This window comes from Paenibacillus sp. FSL W7-1332, assembly GCF_037969785.1.
Taxonomy (GTDB): domain Bacteria; phylum Bacillota; class Bacilli; order Paenibacillales; family Paenibacillaceae; genus Paenibacillus_AQ.
Window position 1 is genome coordinate 4899226 of sequence record NZ_CP150209.1, and the last position, 17627, is coordinate 4916852.

Here is a 17627-nt window from a genome sequence, read left to right on the forward strand (position 1 = left end):
AAGAAAAAAGCCCTATCTTTTACCAAAAAGAAGGGCTTTGTGTTCATTTTTATCCGGTTTTTTTCTATATTATTGCAAATCGTATCACTAAATCTGTAAAATTTAAGCGATTTTTCCCGAAGGGTAGGTCCTGATGGGGACCATAAAATTCACAAAAAATTACGAAATCCGTCCCGATCCCTTCCAACATGCGAAAGCGCTTCGACAACTTGCTGCAAGGGTCGGGATGAATATCGACAATTATTTACTTTCGCATACCCGGCAAATAGACCTATATGCATGCAACTACAGAATATACTGGCTCAGGTCCCGGTCCTGGGCAATGCCGGCAAGTTTCTCCCGGACATACTGCGGCGTGATCACCATGCGGTCCAGCGTCAACTCAGGCGCTTCAAATGACAGGTCTTCAAGGAGCTTCTCCAATATCGTATGAAGTCTCCGCGCGCCTATATTCTCCGTGTTCTGGTTAACCGAAGCCGCAATTTGGGCGATCTCCCGTATCGCTTCTGGAGAAAACTCAACCTCAAGATCCTCAGTACGCAGCAGATTTACGTATTGCTTGGTTAGTGCATTTTTCGGCTCGGTCAAAATGGATACAAAATCGTCGAGTGACAAACTGCTGAGCTCCACCCGAATCGGAAAACGCCCCTGAAGCTCGGGAATCAAATCCGATGGCTTCGCAATATGAAAAGCACCTGCCGCGATGAAGAGGACAAAGTCCGTTTTTACCGGTCCGTATTTCGTCATAATCGTCGAGCCTTCCACGATAGGCAGAATGTCGCGCTGCACACCTTCTCTGGACACATCCGGACCCGATTGGCGGCCCTGGCTGGCAACCTTGTCGATCTCATCGATAAATATAATGCCGGATTGCTCCGCCCGACGAATGGATTCCTGGATGACATCATCCATATCAATGAGCTTGCCTGCTTCTTCTTGCGTCAGTACTTTCCTGGCTTCTTTCACTGACAGCTTGCGGCGCTTTGTGCGCTTTGGCATCAAGTTGCCGAACATTTCCTGCATGTTCATGCCCATCTGATCATTGCCCTGCCCCGCAAACATATCGAACATGTTTGGAGCAGCATCCTCGACATCAATCTCAATCGTTTCGTCTTCAAGCTTACCGGACAGCAGGTTAAAGCGCACCTGTCTCCGCTTCTCTTTGAGACTAACGTCCTTATCGTCCGCATCCTCATCTTCGGTCTGGGTATCGTTATTCGCACCGCCAAACAGCATCTCAAAGGGATTTCGCTGACTCTTCTGCCCTTTGGTAGAAGGCGCCAACAGCTGAACGATCCGCTCGTTCGCCATTTCCTCGGCTTTGTCCTTAACCTTCTCGGTGCGTTCCAGCTTCACCATCCGGATCGCGGTTTCCACAAGATCCCGTACCATGGATTCCACATCACGGCCGACATATCCAACCTCGGTAAACTTTGTCGCCTCGACCTTAACGAACGGTGCATGAACCAGCTTGGCAAGCCTTCTTGCAATCTCCGTTTTGCCGACGCCGGTGGGACCGATCATCAGTATGTTCTTCGGTACGATTTCATCCCGCTCGTCATCCGTAAGCAAGCTCCGGCGATAGCGGTTCCGAAGTGCTACAGCGACCGATTTTTTAGCTTCCTTTTGGCCTACAATGTATTTATCCAGCTCGGATACAATCTGTCTTGGCGTCATCGATTCTTTACTCATCGCGAATACCTCCACCCCTGATATGGCTATATGTTGCTGTATGGCATCCTTACAGCTCTTCGACAATAATATTGCTGTTGGTATAGACACACACCTCAGAAGCGATCTGAAGCGCTTCTCTGGCTATATCCTTCGCTTCCATATGTCCGGCATGACGCTTAAGCGCCCGTCCTGCCGACAAGGCAAAATTGCCGCCTGACCCAATGGCCAGCACATCATCATCAGGCTCGATGATTTCGCCGCCACCTGAAATCAGCAGCATCCCGGTTTTATCCATAACAATCATCAAAGCTTCAAGCTTGCGAAGCACACGGTCTTGACGCCAATCCTTCGCGAGTTCAACAGCGGCGCGCTGCAGATTTCCATGGTGCTCTTCCAGCTTGCCTTCGAATTTCTCAAATAACGTGATTGCATCCGCCACAGAACCGGCAAAACCGGCGACAACTTGTCCCCGGTAAAGACGGCGCACTTTCTTGGCGGTCTGCTTCATGACTACACTTTCACCAAATGTAACTTGGCCATCGCCGGCAATAGCTGCTGTGCCATTATGCCGTACTGCACAAATTGTAGTGGCGTGAAAAGTCATTTCCATGATGGCAAGACCTCCCTAAGAAAATAAGATTAGATTGTATTTAGTTCGTTAGCATTAATAAATACGCGTACTCCGTCAAGAGCTCTGCTTGCAAGCGCTTCGTTCTTTTCCTTTTTGTTGCGAATGCGCTTCTCGAGACTCGGAAGAAGGCCGAAGTTCGCATTCATCGGCTGGAAGTTATCTGGATCTGCATGGGTTATGTAATAGGCCATGCTCCCGATAGTTGATTCCTGAGGGAATACGATCCCCTCCTGCCCCTGAGCGGCTCTTGCTGCATTGATCCCGGCAATCAATCCGGATGCCGCCGATTCAACATATCCTTCTACGCCCGTCATTTGTCCCGCCAGATACAGATTTGGCCGTGTTTTCACCTGATAGGTTTGTTCCAGCAGTCTAGGCGAATTGACAAACGTATTGCGGTGCATAACACCGTAACGCACAATTTCGGCGTTCTCAAGTCCCGGAATCATGGAAATGATCCGCTTCTGTTCGCCCCACTTCAGATGAGTCTGGAAACCGACAAGATTGTAGAGGGTACCTGCGGCATTATCCTGACGGAGCTGCACCACAGCGTGCGGCAGCTTGCCTGTATGCGGGTTCACCAATCCAACAGGCTTCATCGGGCCAAACAAGGCGGTTTGTTTACCACGCTTCATCATGACCTCGATCGGCATGCAGCCCTCGAAATAAATCTCCTTCTCAAACTCTTTCAATTGAGCGACTTCGGCATTGATAAGAGCGTCATAGAAAGCGTCGAACTCTTCTTCTGTCATGGGACAATTCAGATAAGCCGCTTCGCCTTTATCATAACGGGATGCCAGATAAACCTTGCTCATATCAATTGAATCTTTTTCCACGATCGGAGCAGCCGCATCGTAAAAATAGAAATAGTCCTCACCCATCAGCTCACGAATCTGTGATGACAACGCGGGCGAGGTCAGCGGCCCAGTAGCAATAACAACGATGCCTTCTTCAGGTATATGCTGAATTTCTTCATTTACAACCTCAATTAAAGGATGCTGATGCAGAGTTTCCGTAATTTCTCCCGAAAAACCGTCACGGTCAACGGCCAATGCGCCGCCAGCCGGGACGGAATTGCGGTCTGCCGAACCGATGACAAGCGAGTTCAGCATCCGCATTTCTTCCTTCAATACCCCTACTGCGTTGGTTAAACCGTTCGCCCGAAGCGAATTACTGCATACAAGCTCAGCGAACTTGTCCGTATGATGAGCCGGCGTCTTAACGACCGGCCGCATCTCATATAATGTAACGGGTATGCCCCGGCTAGCGATCTGCCAGGCAGCTTCACTGCCGGCAAGCCCTGCACCGATAACCGTAACCCTCTGTGAATCTGTCAACGTCATTACCCCCTGTATGCCTTACAAATCTGCTGCGTCGTCTTGTTCCTCGACCATTTCGGAATAATCACAAGAAGTACATTGAAGCTTGATGCCTTGCTTGCTTTTCTTCTCTACCATTAAGCTGCTGCAATTCGGACACGGCTTCGTTGACGGTTTATCCCATGATACGAAATCACATTCGGGATAACGATCACATCCAAAGAAGACGCGCCCCTTCTTGCTTCGTCGTTCCACGACATGGCCTTCCTTGCATTTCGGGCACGCCACGCCGATATCTTTCACGATCGGCTTGGTATTCCGGCAATCCGGGAAGCCTGAGCATGCAAGAAACTTGCCAAACCTGCCCAGCTTATAGACCAACGGCTTTCCGCACTTTTCGCAGATCTCGTCGGAAACCTCATCTTCGATTTCGATTTCCTTCATTTCTTCCTCTGCTACTTCAAGGCGCTTTTCGAAGGATTCATAGAACTCTGCCAATACTTTGACCCAATCTTCGGAGCCCTCCTCCACATGGTCGAGGTCCTCTTCCATGTTAGCCGTAAACTCCACATTGAGAATTTCCGGGAAGAACTGCTCCATCTGCTCGATGACAAGTTCACCGAGCTCGGTTGGCATGAATTTCTTCTCTTCGATGGCAACGTAGCCTCTCTTCTGGATCGTCTCCAGTGTCGGTGCATACGTACTAGGTCGCCCTATGCCGAGCTCTTCCAGCGTCCGGACAAGACGTGCTTCCGTATAACGCGGAGGTGGCTGCGTGAAGTGCTGCTTCGGCTCAATGTCCTGCTTCTCCAGAATGTCGCCACTATGAAGCTCCGGCAGGTATTTATCTTCTTCTGTCGTCCCGTCGTCGTTGCCTTCGACGTAAACCTTCATGAATCCAGGGAAACGAACCTTCGAACCTGTTGCGCGGAAGACGGCCTTGCCCGCGGCAATATCAACAGAAAGCGTATCCAGCACTGCAGAAGACATCTGACTTGCCACAAAACGCTCCCAGACCAGTTTGTACAAGCGGAGCTGATCACGGCTCATAAACGGCTTCATGGATTCAGGATCCCGCAGCACCGATGTAGGACGAATCGCTTCATGCGCATCCTGAGCGTTGGCTGCTTTTTTCGAGTATTGTCTCGGGCTCTCCGGAACGAACGGATCACCATACTTCTCGGTGATGTATTCTTTTGCTTCTTCTTGAGCCGTCCCTGAGATGCGCGTGGAGTCCGTACGCATGTAGGTAATCAAACCGACGGTGCCTTCCTTGCCAAGCTCGACGCCCTCGTACAGCTGCTGGGCAACGGACATGGTCTTAGCCGCCCGGAAACCAAGTTTACGTGCAGCTTCCTGCTGCAAGGAACTCGTTGTAAACGGTGGAGACGGATGGCGCTGACGCTCTCGTTCTTTTACTTCGCTGACTTGGAAGGAAGCATCCCGAATCGCTTGAAGAATTTCATTTACTTCCTGTTCATTGGTCAGCTCTTTCTTTGCGCCATTAAGCTGCGTGAATTTGGCTTCGAATGCAGAACCTTTAATGGCCAGTTTGGCCGTAATGGTCCAATATTCTTCCGGCACGAAAGCGCTTATCTCATTCTCGCGGTCGAGAATGATTTTGACAGCTACCGATTGAACACGGCCGGCAGAGAGTCCCTTTTTCACTTTCTTCCATAGAATAGGGCTGATCTTATAACCAACCAATCGGTCCAGGATACGTCTTGCCTGCTGCGCGTTGACCAGATCCATGTTAATTTTGCGCGGCGTCTTGAAGGCATCCTTCACGGCTGTTTTCGTTATTTCATTAAATACAACCCGCAGGCTTTGAGTATCATCCAGCTCCAATGCATGCGCAAGATGCCATGCAATGGCCTCCCCTTCGCGATCGGGGTCAGCTGCGAGGTACACTTTTTTCACCTTTTTGCTAGCATCCTTAAGTTCCTTTAAGACAGAACCTTTTCCGCGGATCGTAATGTATTTCGGATTGAAGTCGTTTTCTACTTCAACCCCGATCTGGCTCTTCGGCAAATCGCGAACATGACCCATCGAAGCCTTCACGATATACTTGCTGCCGAGATATTTGCCAATCGTTTTCGCCTTAGCAGGCGACTCTACGATGACGAGTGAATCCGCCACAGGTTCATCCTCCTCTCCAACATTCAAACTTTCCCATTAAATGATCTTATATATAGCACCGGGTAATTGGGTAATCTGCTTTTTTATGATTAAAGATAACAGAACTGAATGCAAATGTCCAAAATCCCACCGGGTTAACTCGATCATTTCATCCAGCGACCCGGGACCCTGTTCGAGCATATGGTATATTTGTCGTTCGTCATTTGTCAACCCGGCTAGTTCATCGGGCTGCTCCTGACGAGGGGCCCGCCGCTCCTTATTGTATGTACCGGAGGCCACTTTTGGCAACAAGGAATCATATTCTTCTATTATATCCCTTGCTTCCGTGACCATCTTGGCTCCTTGCTTGATCAAATCCAAAGTCCCTCTGCTCTTGGGTGAAGTAACAGGACCCGGAACGGAGAACACGTCCCTTCCCGCCTCCAGGGCTAAATCCGCCGTAATCAACGATCCGCTGCGGGCATCCGCCTCCACCACCACGGTACCTAACGTGAGTCCCGCGATAATCCGTTTACGCTGAGGGAAGAACCCCGGTAGCGCCTTGGTGCCTGGCGGGTATTCGGAAATGATAAGCCCCTTAGCCGCAATCTCTTCATACAGCGATCGGTTCTCCGGTGGATATATAACGTCAACGCCGGCTCCGAGAACCGCCACTGTCGGTCCCCCGCTTCGCAAAGCCGCATCGTGGACTACGCTATCAATGCCTCTGGCCATGCCGCTGACAACCATGAACCCTGATCGTACCAACTCCTCGGATAGCATCGTTGCAATTTTGCGCCCATATGCCGTAGGCATTCTTGTACCTACCATCGCAATCCCAGGCCTCGACAGCAGATGTAGATCGCCGATGCAATACAACACCCAAGGAGCCTGTGGCGAAGATCGTAATCTGTCCGGATAGATATCATCGAGGGCTGTTATAATACGTATTTTTGAACGGTTTGTCAAATTCCATACCCCGGCTTCATGCTGCCGATACCCGGCATCATTCGCATTCGACAGATCGATCTGCTTTCTTTCGACAGCGGAAGGGAAGTCCTTGGCCAGTTTATTCGCTTTTTCGACAGACAAACCACAGGCCCTCCAATCATTCGCATCATAAGACAGCAACCCCTCATGCAGCTCACCGTTCGATATGATTCGGTTAATGGTCTTCCATCCGACACCTTCGCTTTCATGCAATGCGATCAGCAGTAAGCTGTCTAACTTCATAATGGGACCTCCTTAAAATATAAAATCAAAAACAAAAAAGCAACCCTTCATTTCCTGTTTAGGAAATAAAAGGTTGCTTACCTTAAGTTACGCCTTAGCTAGAATTACATAAAAAACTAGATCTAGTGAGTCGTGCAAGACTCCAGGAGACCCTTCTCCTCAAGCACGCTAACCAGGGTTGAGCCCATTTCAGCAGGTGTAGGAGCTACCTTGATACCGCACGCTTCAAGTACAGAGATTTTCTCCTTGGCTGTCCCTTTACCGCCAGAAATAATCGCGCCTGCGTGGCCCATGCGTTTTCCTGGAGGCGCCGTTGCGCCGCCAATGAAGCCTACCACTGGTTTAGTCATGTTCGCTTTGATCCATTCAGCCGCTTCTTCCTCCGCTGTACCGCCGATCTCACCGATCATAATAACCGCTTTGGTGTTAGGATCTTCATTAAAGAGTCTCAATACATCGATAAACTCCGTCCCTTTAACCGGGTCGCCGCCAATCCCTACGGCGGAGGATTGTCCGATGCCGCGAGCAGTCAGCTGATGAACGGCTTCATATGTCAGGGTACCGCTGCGCGATACAACTCCGACATGTCCTGGCGTGTGGATGTAACCAGGCATGATGCCGATTTTGCATTCACCCGGCGTAATAACACCCGGACAGTTAGGTCCGATCAAACGAGTCTTCTTGCCTTCCATATAGCGGGATACTTTGACCATATCCAGCACCGGAATGCCTTCTGTAATACAGATAACCAGATCCATCTCGGCATCAACAGCTTCCAGAATGGAATCGGCTGCAAAAGCCGGGGGCACATAAATTACGCTAGCGGTTGCGCCTGTTTTGGCTTTGGCTTCCTCAACGGTGTTGTAAACCGGCAATTTGACGGTTTCACCGTTCTCAAGCGTAATTTCGACTTCGGTTCCACCTTTGCCGGGTGAAGTCCCCCCGACCATCTGTGTACCGTAATCCAGGGCGCCTTTTGCATGGAAAAGGGCTGTTTTACCTGTAATCCCTTGCGTGATAACTTTTGTATTTTTATCGATCAAAATACTCACGATTGATTCACATCCCCTATTGTTATTTGAAAATGAAAGCAACCGCACGGCAGGGCTTTCGAAGCCCATCGTGCCATGCCCCTTCAGGAATGAAATATTACTGAACGAGGGAGACGATCTTCTGTGCTCCGTCGGCCATGGAATCAGCAGGTACGATGTTAAGACCGGACTCAGCCAAAATTTGCTTGCCGAGGTCTACGTTCGTTCCTTCCAAGCGTACAACCAGCGGACGAGTTAAGCCCAGCTGTTTAGCAGCTTCGACAACACCGGTAGCGATAACGTCGCAGCGCATAATACCACCGAAAATGTTGACAAAGATTCCTTTTACTTGAGGATCGGATAAAATGATCTTGAAGGCTTCCGTTACCTTCTCCGTTGTTGCACCGCCCCCAACATCAAGGAAGTTTGCAGGGTCCCCGCCATAGTACTTAATGATGTCCATCGTAGCCATGGCAAGACCGGCGCCATTAACCATACAGCCGATGTTGCCATCCAGAGCTATGTAACTCAAGTCGTATTTGGATGCTTCAATTTCCTTCTCGTCTTCTTCGTCCAGGTCGCGCAGCTCAAGGATGTCTTTATGACGGAACAACGCATTGGAGTCAAAGTTGAGTTTGGCATCTAGAGCCATGACGTTTCCGTCCCCGGTTACGACAAGCGGATTGATTTCAGCGATAGAGCAATCCTTCTCTACAAATGCCTTATACAAGGCCAGCATGAACTGAACGGCTTTTCCTACCAGTTCATTCGGAATATTAATGGAATACGCTAATTTCCGTGCTTGGAATGTTTGAAGTCCGATCGCTGGATCTACGACCTCTTTGAAAATCTTCTCGGGAGTTGCTGCGGCAACCTCTTCGATCTCGGTACCGCCTTCTTCGGACGCCATCAAAACGACACGGCCGGTAGCACGGTCAACGACCACACCGATATAATACTCTTTGCGAATATCGCAGCCCTCTTCAATGAGGAGACGCTTGACTTCCTTGCCTTCCGGACCCGTTTGGTGAGTAACCAACACCTTGCCCAGAATTTCTTCAGCATAAGCACGAACCTCGTCCAGGTTCTTCGCCACTTTAACGCCGCCGGCTTTACCCCGACCGCCTGCGTGGATCTGTGCTTTGACAACGGTTACGGGACTTCCCAAAGATTGTGCAGCTTCAACTGCCTCTTCTACCGTAAACGCTACCTTGCCGTTCGGAACAGCTACTCCATATTGCTTCAGTACTTGTTTTCCTTGATATTCATGGATATTCATTCTCGAATCCTCCTATCAACATGACTGGAACAAGGCTGGCTAACACGGAACTAATCTATGAAAGATTAACCTGTCAACCTTTATATATTAAACCCAAGCTATTGTAACATGTTTTTAAAACGCTTACCTTAAAAAGTTCACAGTTTATCCACTCGATTTGGCATGGGTATGATTCCTTCCAGATATAAATTGGAGAAATATGTAAAATTCATTTATTTTTTCGTGCAAAGCTTATCAATCCGACAATCCCCAATACGACAACGGCAATGCCTAACAATCCTGCAACTAGTGTAAGGATGATATTTTCCCATAAAATTGTCATACCGAATCCCTCTCCCCTCCCCGTAATAATTAGTGTATTGATTACTATTATACCATTAAATCCCTTTTTGTTCGCGTTAAACTGTGACGCAAAATAAAACTCTTTATCCTTTTTCTGCTATCCGGTAGAATGATTGAAAGATTAGTGAACGCAATTATAAGGAGATTCAGCATGAGTTGGTTGAAGTCATTTTTTCCGCTGCATTCATTATTTGTCAAAATGCTCGTGTATTTTCTCGTCGTGATTTTCCTGCTCTCCTCCTATAATCTATGGTCGATGACATTCTACTCCCGCAATGTTAACAATGAAATTGTCAAATATAATCTGACCCTGATTCGAAACACCGTCGATCATTTTGAGAAGCAGTACTCCACATGGAAAAATCTCCTCCTCAACCTTCAGCACGATGAATTTGTCGGCAATATCAGCAGGCAGGCCGATTCCGGGGGAAAGAAAGGCATCAATTATCTGCAGGTGGATACGGTCATGGATCAGATTCGGACCCTGGTAAGCCAGCCCTACTACCACTTAAATAATGTCATGATTTACTACCAAAATCATTCCTTCCTGCTTGAGCGGGATGGCATCGTCGATGATGACCGCATGTTTAAGCATTACTACAAAAGCGACTCCTATTCATACGAATTCTGGAAGCGTAGAGATCACGCAAACGGTTTTCTGCACATGCTTCCCAGCCGCACGTTCACCATCGGAACCGAGAAGAGTGAATTGCAGCTGATGCCTTTAATTACGAACGTACAAGGCAGCCCCTGGAAGATCATCGCTTTCGTAAATATGAAAAGCTGGTATGAATCATATAATGGAATGGCCGATTCCCGTTTTCTGCTGGTGGACTCGGAGGGAACAACCCTGTATGAATCCGCCCCGGATGCTAAATCCCTGCCACTGCCGGAATGGGACGGCCAATCGGAATGGATGATGGAGAAGGGAACCTATTACTTTTTCGAAAAAGGCGCCCGCTCCGGTCTTACCTACGTTTCTATTATTCCCCATAAGGAACTCAATCAAAGCATCAGCCGCATGAACTGGATGGCTGTACTCTTATTTGCAGCTACCCTGCTTATTGGTATTCTGGCATCATGGGTTTTCTCCCGAAAAATCAACCTGCCGCTCAAGAGAATGGTTACGGGCCTGGGCCAAGCGGAGATGGAGCTATATCAAGGGAGTATCTCCGAATTCAGCGCCATTTCCAACCATCTGAAGGGTTTGCAGCATGAACGTAAGATCATCAAGGAATGGATGGACCATACCAAACCGCTGCTGACAAGCTACCATTATTTGGCCCAGTTCAAAAACATTGCCCTTGATACCAACGCTTCCAACGAACTTTGGGTCGGCGAGGGTGAATTTATGGTTATCGTTTATCAGTTGAGATACCGGCACGTCCCTTCGCGTCAGCTTGATGCCTTAATGACAAGGGCAACCGGCAAGATCAAAGACATGATTACGCTGCAGATCCAAGAATCGTTTCCCATATCCCATACCCTTCAGATGGAGGGCAAGCAGATTTTAACCATTGTGTATACACAAGAAAAATCCGACATGCTGCAGCAGTGTCTCAATCAGCTCAAACAGATTTTTGATCAAGATCAAAGCACCTATCTCGTGAATATTGCGGTTTCGTCCGTGTTCCAGCAAACCTCTGATTTTGACCGGGCTTATGCAGAAGCCATGTCGCTCCTGCAACAAGCCATGCCGATTGAGGAAACCCAGATCATCTGGGAGAAGGAACGCCGAGAAGATGTAACAGGATTCACCGCCGAGCAGGAACACGAATTTTACGTGAACTTACAGGCTGGTAACGAGAGCAGCTGCCAATCGCTCATTGAGCGCGCCCTGGATCGATTGCAGCGGCAAGAGGCCACGGCCGATCAACTAAGCCACTTTGCCAAATCGGTCTCGGTCCGCATGAGAAGGACAGTAGAACTGCTGAAAATCAATACCGACGCCCTTCCGGATTACGCACAAAAGCTTGCATATAGCGTAACCCCCGAGCAATACCGGGAAATCCTGCTCGACGAGCTTGCCCATGCAGCCCATGCGATCCGTCTGAAACGGGAGGAACATTACGATATCATTCAATATGTCATTCATTATTTGGAGTCCCATTACGCTGAAGATATATCACTCGAGCAGCTTGCCTTTAAACTCAACATGTCGCCAACTTATCTATCCGGGTATATTAAAGAGAAGACGGGGAGCAACTTTAGCGACCAATTGAATGCGATTCGAATAACAAAAGCGAAAGAACTACTGCAGACGACAAATATGCCGATTCAGGAAGTTGGCAACCGGATCGGCTACCGTAATGTCACTTCCTTTATCCGCATGTTCAAAAAAATAACCGGCCAAACACCGGGTGATTACCGGAAAACCAACTGGATCCGATAACACACAGGTGAGCGGCCGACCGCTTTACCTTTAACGCTAACCCTTAACCGAGCCTATCAAAGCCCCTTTTACAAAATACTTCTGTATAAACGGATAGACAAGCAGGATCGGCAAGGTAGACACCATAATGGTAGCGAATTTCAAGCCATCCTCCACCACCACGATATCGCCCACAACCGGACCATCCGTCCCCGTCAATTGCCCCGACAGCACGATGTTTCTTAAAATGACCTGGAGGGGCTGCATATCGGCATCCCGCAGATACAGCAGCGGCCCCATAAAGTTATTCCACATCCCGACCGCATAATACAAGCCGATGGTGGCCAGCACCGGCTTGGATAGCGGGAGCACAATCCGGAAGAAAATCCCGATTTCGGACAGTCCATCTATTTTTCCGGATTCCTCAAGCTCTTGAGGCATGCCCATGAAGAAAGTCCGCATGATGAGCAGATTCCAGGTACCTACCGCTCCGGGCAGTACCATGCCCCATATCGTGTTGACAAAGCCCAGCTCCTTCACGACCAGAAACGTCGGAATCATCCCGCCGTTAAAAAACATCGTAAAGACGATCAGCATCAGGATCGGTTTGCCCATGACCATCTTGGTCTTGGACAGTGCATAAGCCCCTAGTGCCGTTACAATCAAAGAAATGGCGGTCCCTGAAATCACGTAAATCAGCGTGTTCTTATATCCTTTCAGCACCCGACCGTCCTCGAACACATACTGATACATATCCAGATTGAAGCCCTTCGGCCATAGCCACACTTCCCCTGAGGCGATCGATGCGGAATCGCTCAGGGACACGGCCAGCATATAAACAAACGGATATAGACACGCGAGCACGATCCCGGAAAGGATCAAGGCATTGAGCGCGTCAAACCAATTCCATTTCGGTTTCATCACGTTCCTCCTTTACCAGATGCTGCTTCCGCTAACCCGCCGGCTGAACGAATTCGCCGCGATAATGAAGATGAAGCTGATGATGCCGGTAAACAGATCAATCGCCGTGGCATAACTGTAGTTGCCTTGCGTTAAGCCGACCCTGTACACGTAGGTCGATATAATATCAGCTGTCTCATAAGTGGCGGGAGTTGCGAGCAGGTATACTTTCTCAAAGCCAATTTCCAGTATTTTTCCGATATCAAGTATCAGGATAATCACGATTGCAGGCGCAATGCCGGGAAGCGTAATGTTCAGCGCCTGCTTCCACCGGTTAGCCCCATCCATCCGTGCCGCTTCATATAACTGCGGATCGATTGCCGTCAACGCAGCCAAATAGATGATGGTCCCCCATCCGATATGCTGCCATACGTCGGTCGTTACATAGATCGACCTGAACCAGGAGGCCTCAACCAAAAAGTTGATTCGTTCGAGTCCGACGGCACTCAGCAGCTGGTTGACTACCCCGCCTGTCGGGGACAGGAACATAACCGCGATCCCCGCTACAACGACATTGGATATGAAGTGCGGGAGATAACTGACCGTTTGGACAAACCGTTTCAAAAACGACTTGCTCACTTCATTGATGAGTAAAGCAAGGATGATAGGTGCCGGAAAGCCGAAGATCAGCTTGTATAACCCCAGCAGGAATGTATTTCTGAGAACAGGCCAGAAATCAGGCGTATTAAAAAACATGCTGAAATATTTGAAACCCACCCAGTCACTCTCCGTGATCCCCTTAAATAGGTTGTAGTCCATAAAGGCGATCGAAATGCCGAATATGGGAACGTACTTAAAGATGATGTAATACAGAGCACAGGGCAGAAGCAGCAGCAACAGGTATTTGTCCCGCTTCACTTTCGTCAAGAAACCCGGATTCTTCTGTGGTTGCAAAAAAAACGCATCCTCCTTTACCCGTTAGTTCAAAACTCATCCATCAGGCCGCTTCCCCCATAAGGACCGGGACCAGCCATTACTTAGCCGAGAGCCGGTCCGGGAAAAGAAAGCAGTGCGCTCATCTTGCCGTATGCCGCGCAGATATCCATTACTTGGCTTCGTTTAAGAACTTTTGCGTCCGCTCATAAGCACTTTTATGCACATCCAGCACCTGCTGCACGCCAAGCTTGTTCACTTCATTCACGTAAGCATCCCAATCATCCATCGGTTTCTGTCCTAGAATGAACTTGGCGATCTGCTCCTCATGGAATTTTTTCACCGTTTCGCCGACCATGCTGAGCACTTCATTTTCTTCATTCGTATACGCAAGCCTTGGCTGGGGTCTCGTTTCATGGTCTGGCGCGATTTTCATCGCTTCCCGCATTTTTGGGGAATACATGGACTCGTATGCCGTCATATCCAATACCGTATGCGCTCCGATTGTTGCGATGCCCGTCTTGGTTCTCAAGTCGCCGAACTCTTTGTAATCCGGGTTGAATTTGCGAGCCCCGTTCTCGGTTGTGAACGTCTCGCCTTCCCTACCCCAGGTTGCCAGCTCAATACCTTCGGGGGAGAACAAGAAATCAAGGTACTTCAGCAGCCGATCCCGCTCCTTGGAATTTGCCGCTACCGCAAACCCGTCGGACTGCAATCCGGCAAATACATTGTGGGACTTGCCATCCGGCGTTCCAACAGGAGGAACCATATAATCAAGACTAAACTCGGCTGCTTTATCCCCAAGCATTAACGGAAGTTCATCCATGATGCCGATATAATCGCTGGCGATAAACGATTTGTTCTGAAGCAGCAGATCGTTAAATTGCTTGCGTTTATGAGCCATGAAGTCAGGCGCAACCAAGCCTTCCGTGTAAAATTTATTCATATACTCAACCATTTTCTTGTAGTTGGCCTCTGTCGGACCATAGCGCCATTTATTCTTCTCGAAATCGTAATAGTAGCTGCTGTTTGTATTAAACGCAGGTGCCATATTGACCAGCGGACTCAAACCGTTGAAAACGGCAATCGGGAAGCTGTCAGGGTACAATTCCTTTAATTTTTTCGCGACGGTGTACAGTTCGTCGTATGTCGTCGGCGGCGTCAGATTGTGTTTTTTGAATATATCGTCTCTGTATAGCCATGACCGCCTGGACTGCTGCTCAAGTCCATACAACGGCATAAAATAGTTCCTTCCCTCTGGAGACAGAATAGCTGCCTTCACTTCGGGATGGTCCTCGAGAAACTTCTTATAGTTCGGCATCTGTTCCAAATGCTCGAAATAGTCGACAAACGCTCCGCTCTCCCCGTGCGTATTGGCGGCGTTCAAGCTGTTGACCATCATAAGATCCGGTATTTCGCCCGAGGATATCGCCAGGTTCATCGTTGTGGTGTAATCGCTCATCACGGGTTGTACCTTGAAGGAGATGCCGGTTTCTTCTTTTAAGTACTGGTAAATCGGCCAGTTTTCCTTATAGGGCCAATTCGTATGAGAGAAGGTCATCATTTCTAGTGTGACTTCTTTGCCTAAGGCGGCGTTTTCAGGATTCTCCTCTTTTGCCACGTTTTCTTTTGAGCATCCGCTCAATAATGTGCCGGTTATAACGGCGGCCAATGCCACCAACCCGAGCTTTCGGTTCCAAATATTCACGCAACCCTCTCCCTTATGTATGATATGTAACTCCAGCTACTGTTTACAGCAGCATGTCGTTTATGATTTTGATTCTACTTGCCGGAACCATGGATTGACTATTCACATTCCTTCCCGTTATTGACTGTAGCTACGATTCTGAAGAAGTGACAACTTTCTGAATTATGGTACATTCACGACTCAGATCCCGCACCGCGGTCGGGTCCTTGTCTCTTGGATGGAGTATCTTGAAGAGGAGTGCGAATTGACAGCCAAGAGGTAAACTTTTACAATACGGACTAGAGTCACCCAGCGAAAATGAGGAAGCACCCATTTCGAATCTTGGATGTTCTTTTACGATTCAATCCACTGATATCAGAAATGAGGTGCTTTCATTTATGTACGGAAAACTTCATAGCGCTTGCTTGCACGGCATTGACGGCGTTGTCATCCAGGTCGAGGTAGACCTGGCGAACGGACTGCCCCAAACCTCCATCATCGGTCTGCCCGATTCCTCCATTCGCGAATCCATTGAGCGGGTTCGGGCAGCGATTAAAAACTGCGGTTTTATCTATCCCTTAAAACGGGTAACAGTCAATCTCGCACCGGCAGATCTGCGCAAAGAAGGCTCTTCCTTCGATCTGGCAATCGCCGTTGGCATATTGCTAACAAGCGAGCAATGGACCTTTTCGAATGCCGGGCAAATATTGATCCTTGGCGAACTTGCACTGGATGGTACGCTAAGACCCATCACCGGGGTGTTACCGATGGTGGAGCAAGCGAAAAAGGAAGGATATGCCGGAGTCCTTCTTCCGAGCGAAAATGCCCCGGAAGCTGCATTGATCGGGGGGATCGAAGTTTATGGGCTCAGGCACTTGAATGAGCTCGTCCAGGATGGATCAGATGGAGTTATCGATAACCGTGAAACTGGAGGAGTAACCATCGCTGCCGTTTCGCTGGCAAAGCTCAGATATGATCGGGCCACGCATCCAAGCAGAATACAAGCGGACGGCCTCCAGGACAAGCAGCTGGAAGACTATAGAGATGTAATTGGCCAGCAGCATATCAAACGCGCTCTGACCATTGCTGCCGCAGGCATGCACAATATTCTGCTCATTGGGCCCCCGGGTACGGGTAAAACGATGCTCATGAAGCGCCTCCCCACCATACTGCCGCCGCTGGCGGACCAAGAAGCGTTGACCACAACGAAAATCTTCAGTGCTGCCGGAAAGCTAAAGCCATCCGATGGGTTAATGACCAGACGTCCTTTTCGGTCCCCTCACCATACCATATCGGCCGGCGGGCTCATCGGAGGCGGTACCATTCCAAAGCCGGGAGAAGTCAGTCTGGCCCATAAAGGCATTCTCTTCCTGGATGAGCTCCCTGAGTTCTCAAGGCATGTGCTGGAGGTGCTGCGACAGCCCTTGGAGGATCGCGAAGTAACCATCAGCCGGGCACGAGCGGTATTTACCTTCCCTGCGCATTTCATGCTCGCTTGTTCGATGAATCCCTGTCCGTGCGGTTATTACGGCAGTGATCACCCTCATCAACGCTGCACGTGCAGCGTTACACGAATTGCTCAATATCGCGCTAGAATATCGGGGCCCTTGATGGATCGGATCGACCTTCAGGTGGACGTGCCTCGGCCGAAGGAATGGCCTGGAGGCGCAACACCTATATCCTCCAAGCAAATGCGGGATCAAGTTTATGCGGCACAGAGGATTCAATTGGAACGTTACAGCAAGTTACCGTTCAGTTGGAACAGCGAACTGTTCGGCAGCTTCCTGAGGAAACATGCGGTGCTGGACAAGGACTCGGCTGAGCTTCTGCAAGCGACAATCGATACGCTGGGCCTGAGCATGCGCGCTTATGACCGAATCCTGAAGCTGGCCAGAACCATCGCCGATTTGGAAGCATCCGATAGGATACAGAGCCGGCATGTCGCAGAGGCGATTCAATACCGTCAACTGGATCGCCAATATATCACCGCCGATGAAACCACTCATTTGTGAAATGGAACTGGAGAGTGATATGATCTGGATAACAAAGGTCAGGAAGTTTGCTCTTATTGAATAAATAATCTGTACTGCGCAAAGAAGGTGATGGAGC

At 49.2% G+C, this 17627-nt stretch carries 12 protein-coding genes; 2 read left to right on the plus strand and 10 right to left on the minus strand.

Annotated features, from left to right (window positions below; genetic code table 11):
* Positions 1-285: 285 nt before the first annotated feature.
* From hslU to sucC, 7 genes are all read right to left on the minus strand, one after another.
* Entirely contained in the window at positions 286-1692 is a 1407-nt protein-coding gene (hslU, locus tag MKX98_RS22000) for an ATP-dependent protease ATPase subunit HslU (RefSeq protein WP_194543578.1), read from the minus strand.
* A gap of 49 nt (positions 1693-1741) precedes the next feature.
* On the minus strand, positions 1742-2284 hold the full coding sequence (gene hslV / locus MKX98_RS22005; protein WP_006211334.1) for an ATP-dependent protease subunit HslV: 543 nt from the start codon (positions 2282-2284) through the stop codon (positions 1742-1744).
* 29 nt (positions 2285-2313) lie between these two features.
* On the minus strand, positions 2314-3642 hold the full coding sequence (gene trmFO / locus MKX98_RS22010) for an FADH(2)-oxidizing methylenetetrahydrofolate--tRNA-(uracil(54)-C(5))-methyltransferase TrmFO (RefSeq protein WP_194543579.1): 1329 nt from the start codon (positions 3640-3642) through the stop codon (positions 2314-2316).
* A 21-nt stretch (positions 3643-3663) separates the two neighbouring features.
* A complete protein-coding gene (gene topA, locus MKX98_RS22015; protein WP_220684602.1) occupies positions 3664-5763 on the minus strand; it encodes a type I DNA topoisomerase in 2100 nt (699 codons plus the stop codon).
* A gap of 36 nt (positions 5764-5799) precedes the next feature.
* Positions 5800-6975 (minus strand): DNA-processing protein DprA, encoded by a 1176-nt coding sequence (gene dprA / locus MKX98_RS22020; RefSeq protein WP_339218347.1) that lies wholly within the window; start codon positions 6973-6975, stop codon positions 5800-5802.
* Positions 6976-7097: 122 nt separating this feature from the next.
* Complete coding sequence (gene sucD, locus MKX98_RS22025; protein ID WP_071220478.1) at positions 7098-8027, minus strand: succinate--CoA ligase subunit alpha; 930 nt, start codon at positions 8025-8027, stop codon at positions 7098-7100.
* Positions 8028-8124: 97 nt separating this feature from the next.
* The gene (sucC, locus tag MKX98_RS22030; RefSeq protein WP_006211339.1) at positions 8125-9285 is read right to left on the minus strand and encodes an ADP-forming succinate--CoA ligase subunit beta; all 1161 of its coding nucleotides are present in this window, start codon (positions 9283-9285) and stop codon (positions 8125-8127) included.
* Between the two features lie 493 nt (positions 9286-9778).
* Between sucC and MKX98_RS22035 the strand changes: the two genes are divergently transcribed.
* Positions 9779-12019, plus strand: coding sequence for an AraC family transcriptional regulator (locus MKX98_RS22035; RefSeq protein ID WP_339218350.1), 2241 nt, complete (start codon positions 9779-9781; stop codon positions 12017-12019).
* A 36-nt stretch (positions 12020-12055) separates the two neighbouring features.
* On the opposite strand, the gene MKX98_RS22040 is transcribed toward MKX98_RS22035, so the two are convergent.
* The 3 genes from MKX98_RS22040 to MKX98_RS22050 form a co-directional block, all read right to left on the minus strand.
* Entirely contained in the window at positions 12056-12919 is an 864-nt protein-coding gene (locus tag MKX98_RS22040) for a carbohydrate ABC transporter permease (protein ID WP_071220069.1), read from the minus strand.
* A 12-nt stretch (positions 12920-12931) separates the two neighbouring features.
* Positions 12932-13852 carry an ABC transporter permease subunit gene (locus MKX98_RS22045; RefSeq protein ID WP_162487568.1) on the minus strand — a complete coding sequence of 307 codons (921 nt, stop codon included), beginning with the start codon at positions 13850-13852 and terminating at the stop codon, positions 12932-12934.
* Positions 13853-14003: 151 nt separating this feature from the next.
* A complete protein-coding gene (locus tag MKX98_RS22050; protein WP_339218352.1) occupies positions 14004-15539 on the minus strand; it encodes an extracellular solute-binding protein in 1536 nt (511 codons plus the stop codon).
* A 377-nt stretch (positions 15540-15916) separates the two neighbouring features.
* Here MKX98_RS22050 and MKX98_RS22055 point away from each other — a divergent pair, with 377 nt between their 5' ends.
* Positions 15917-17530 (plus strand): YifB family Mg chelatase-like AAA ATPase, encoded by a 1614-nt coding sequence (locus MKX98_RS22055; RefSeq protein WP_339218354.1) that lies wholly within the window; start codon positions 15917-15919, stop codon positions 17528-17530.
* Positions 17531-17627 lie beyond the last annotated feature (97 nt).

Coding starts and splice junctions, on each gene's coding strand:
- hslV (WP_006211334.1), bottom strand. CDS start 2,284: ATGGAAATGACTTTTCACGCCACTACAATTTGTGCAGTACGGCATAAT.
- sucC (WP_006211339.1), bottom strand. CDS start 9,285: ATGAATATCCATGAATATCAAGGAAAACAAGTACTGAAGCAATATGGA.
- dprA (WP_339218347.1), bottom strand. CDS start 6,975: ATGAAGTTAGACAGCTTACTGCTGATCGCATTGCATGAAAGCGAAGGT.
- MKX98_RS22055 (WP_339218354.1), top strand. CDS start 15,917: ATGTACGGAAAACTTCATAGCGCTTGCTTGCACGGCATTGACGGCGTT.
- hslU (WP_194543578.1), bottom strand. CDS start 1,692: ATGAGTAAAGAATCGATGACGCCAAGACAGATTGTATCCGAGCTGGAT.
- MKX98_RS22035 (WP_339218350.1), top strand. CDS start 9,779: ATGAGTTGGTTGAAGTCATTTTTTCCGCTGCATTCATTATTTGTCAAA.
- MKX98_RS22040 (WP_071220069.1), bottom strand. CDS start 12,919: ATGAAACCGAAATGGAATTGGTTTGACGCGCTCAATGCCTTGATCCTT.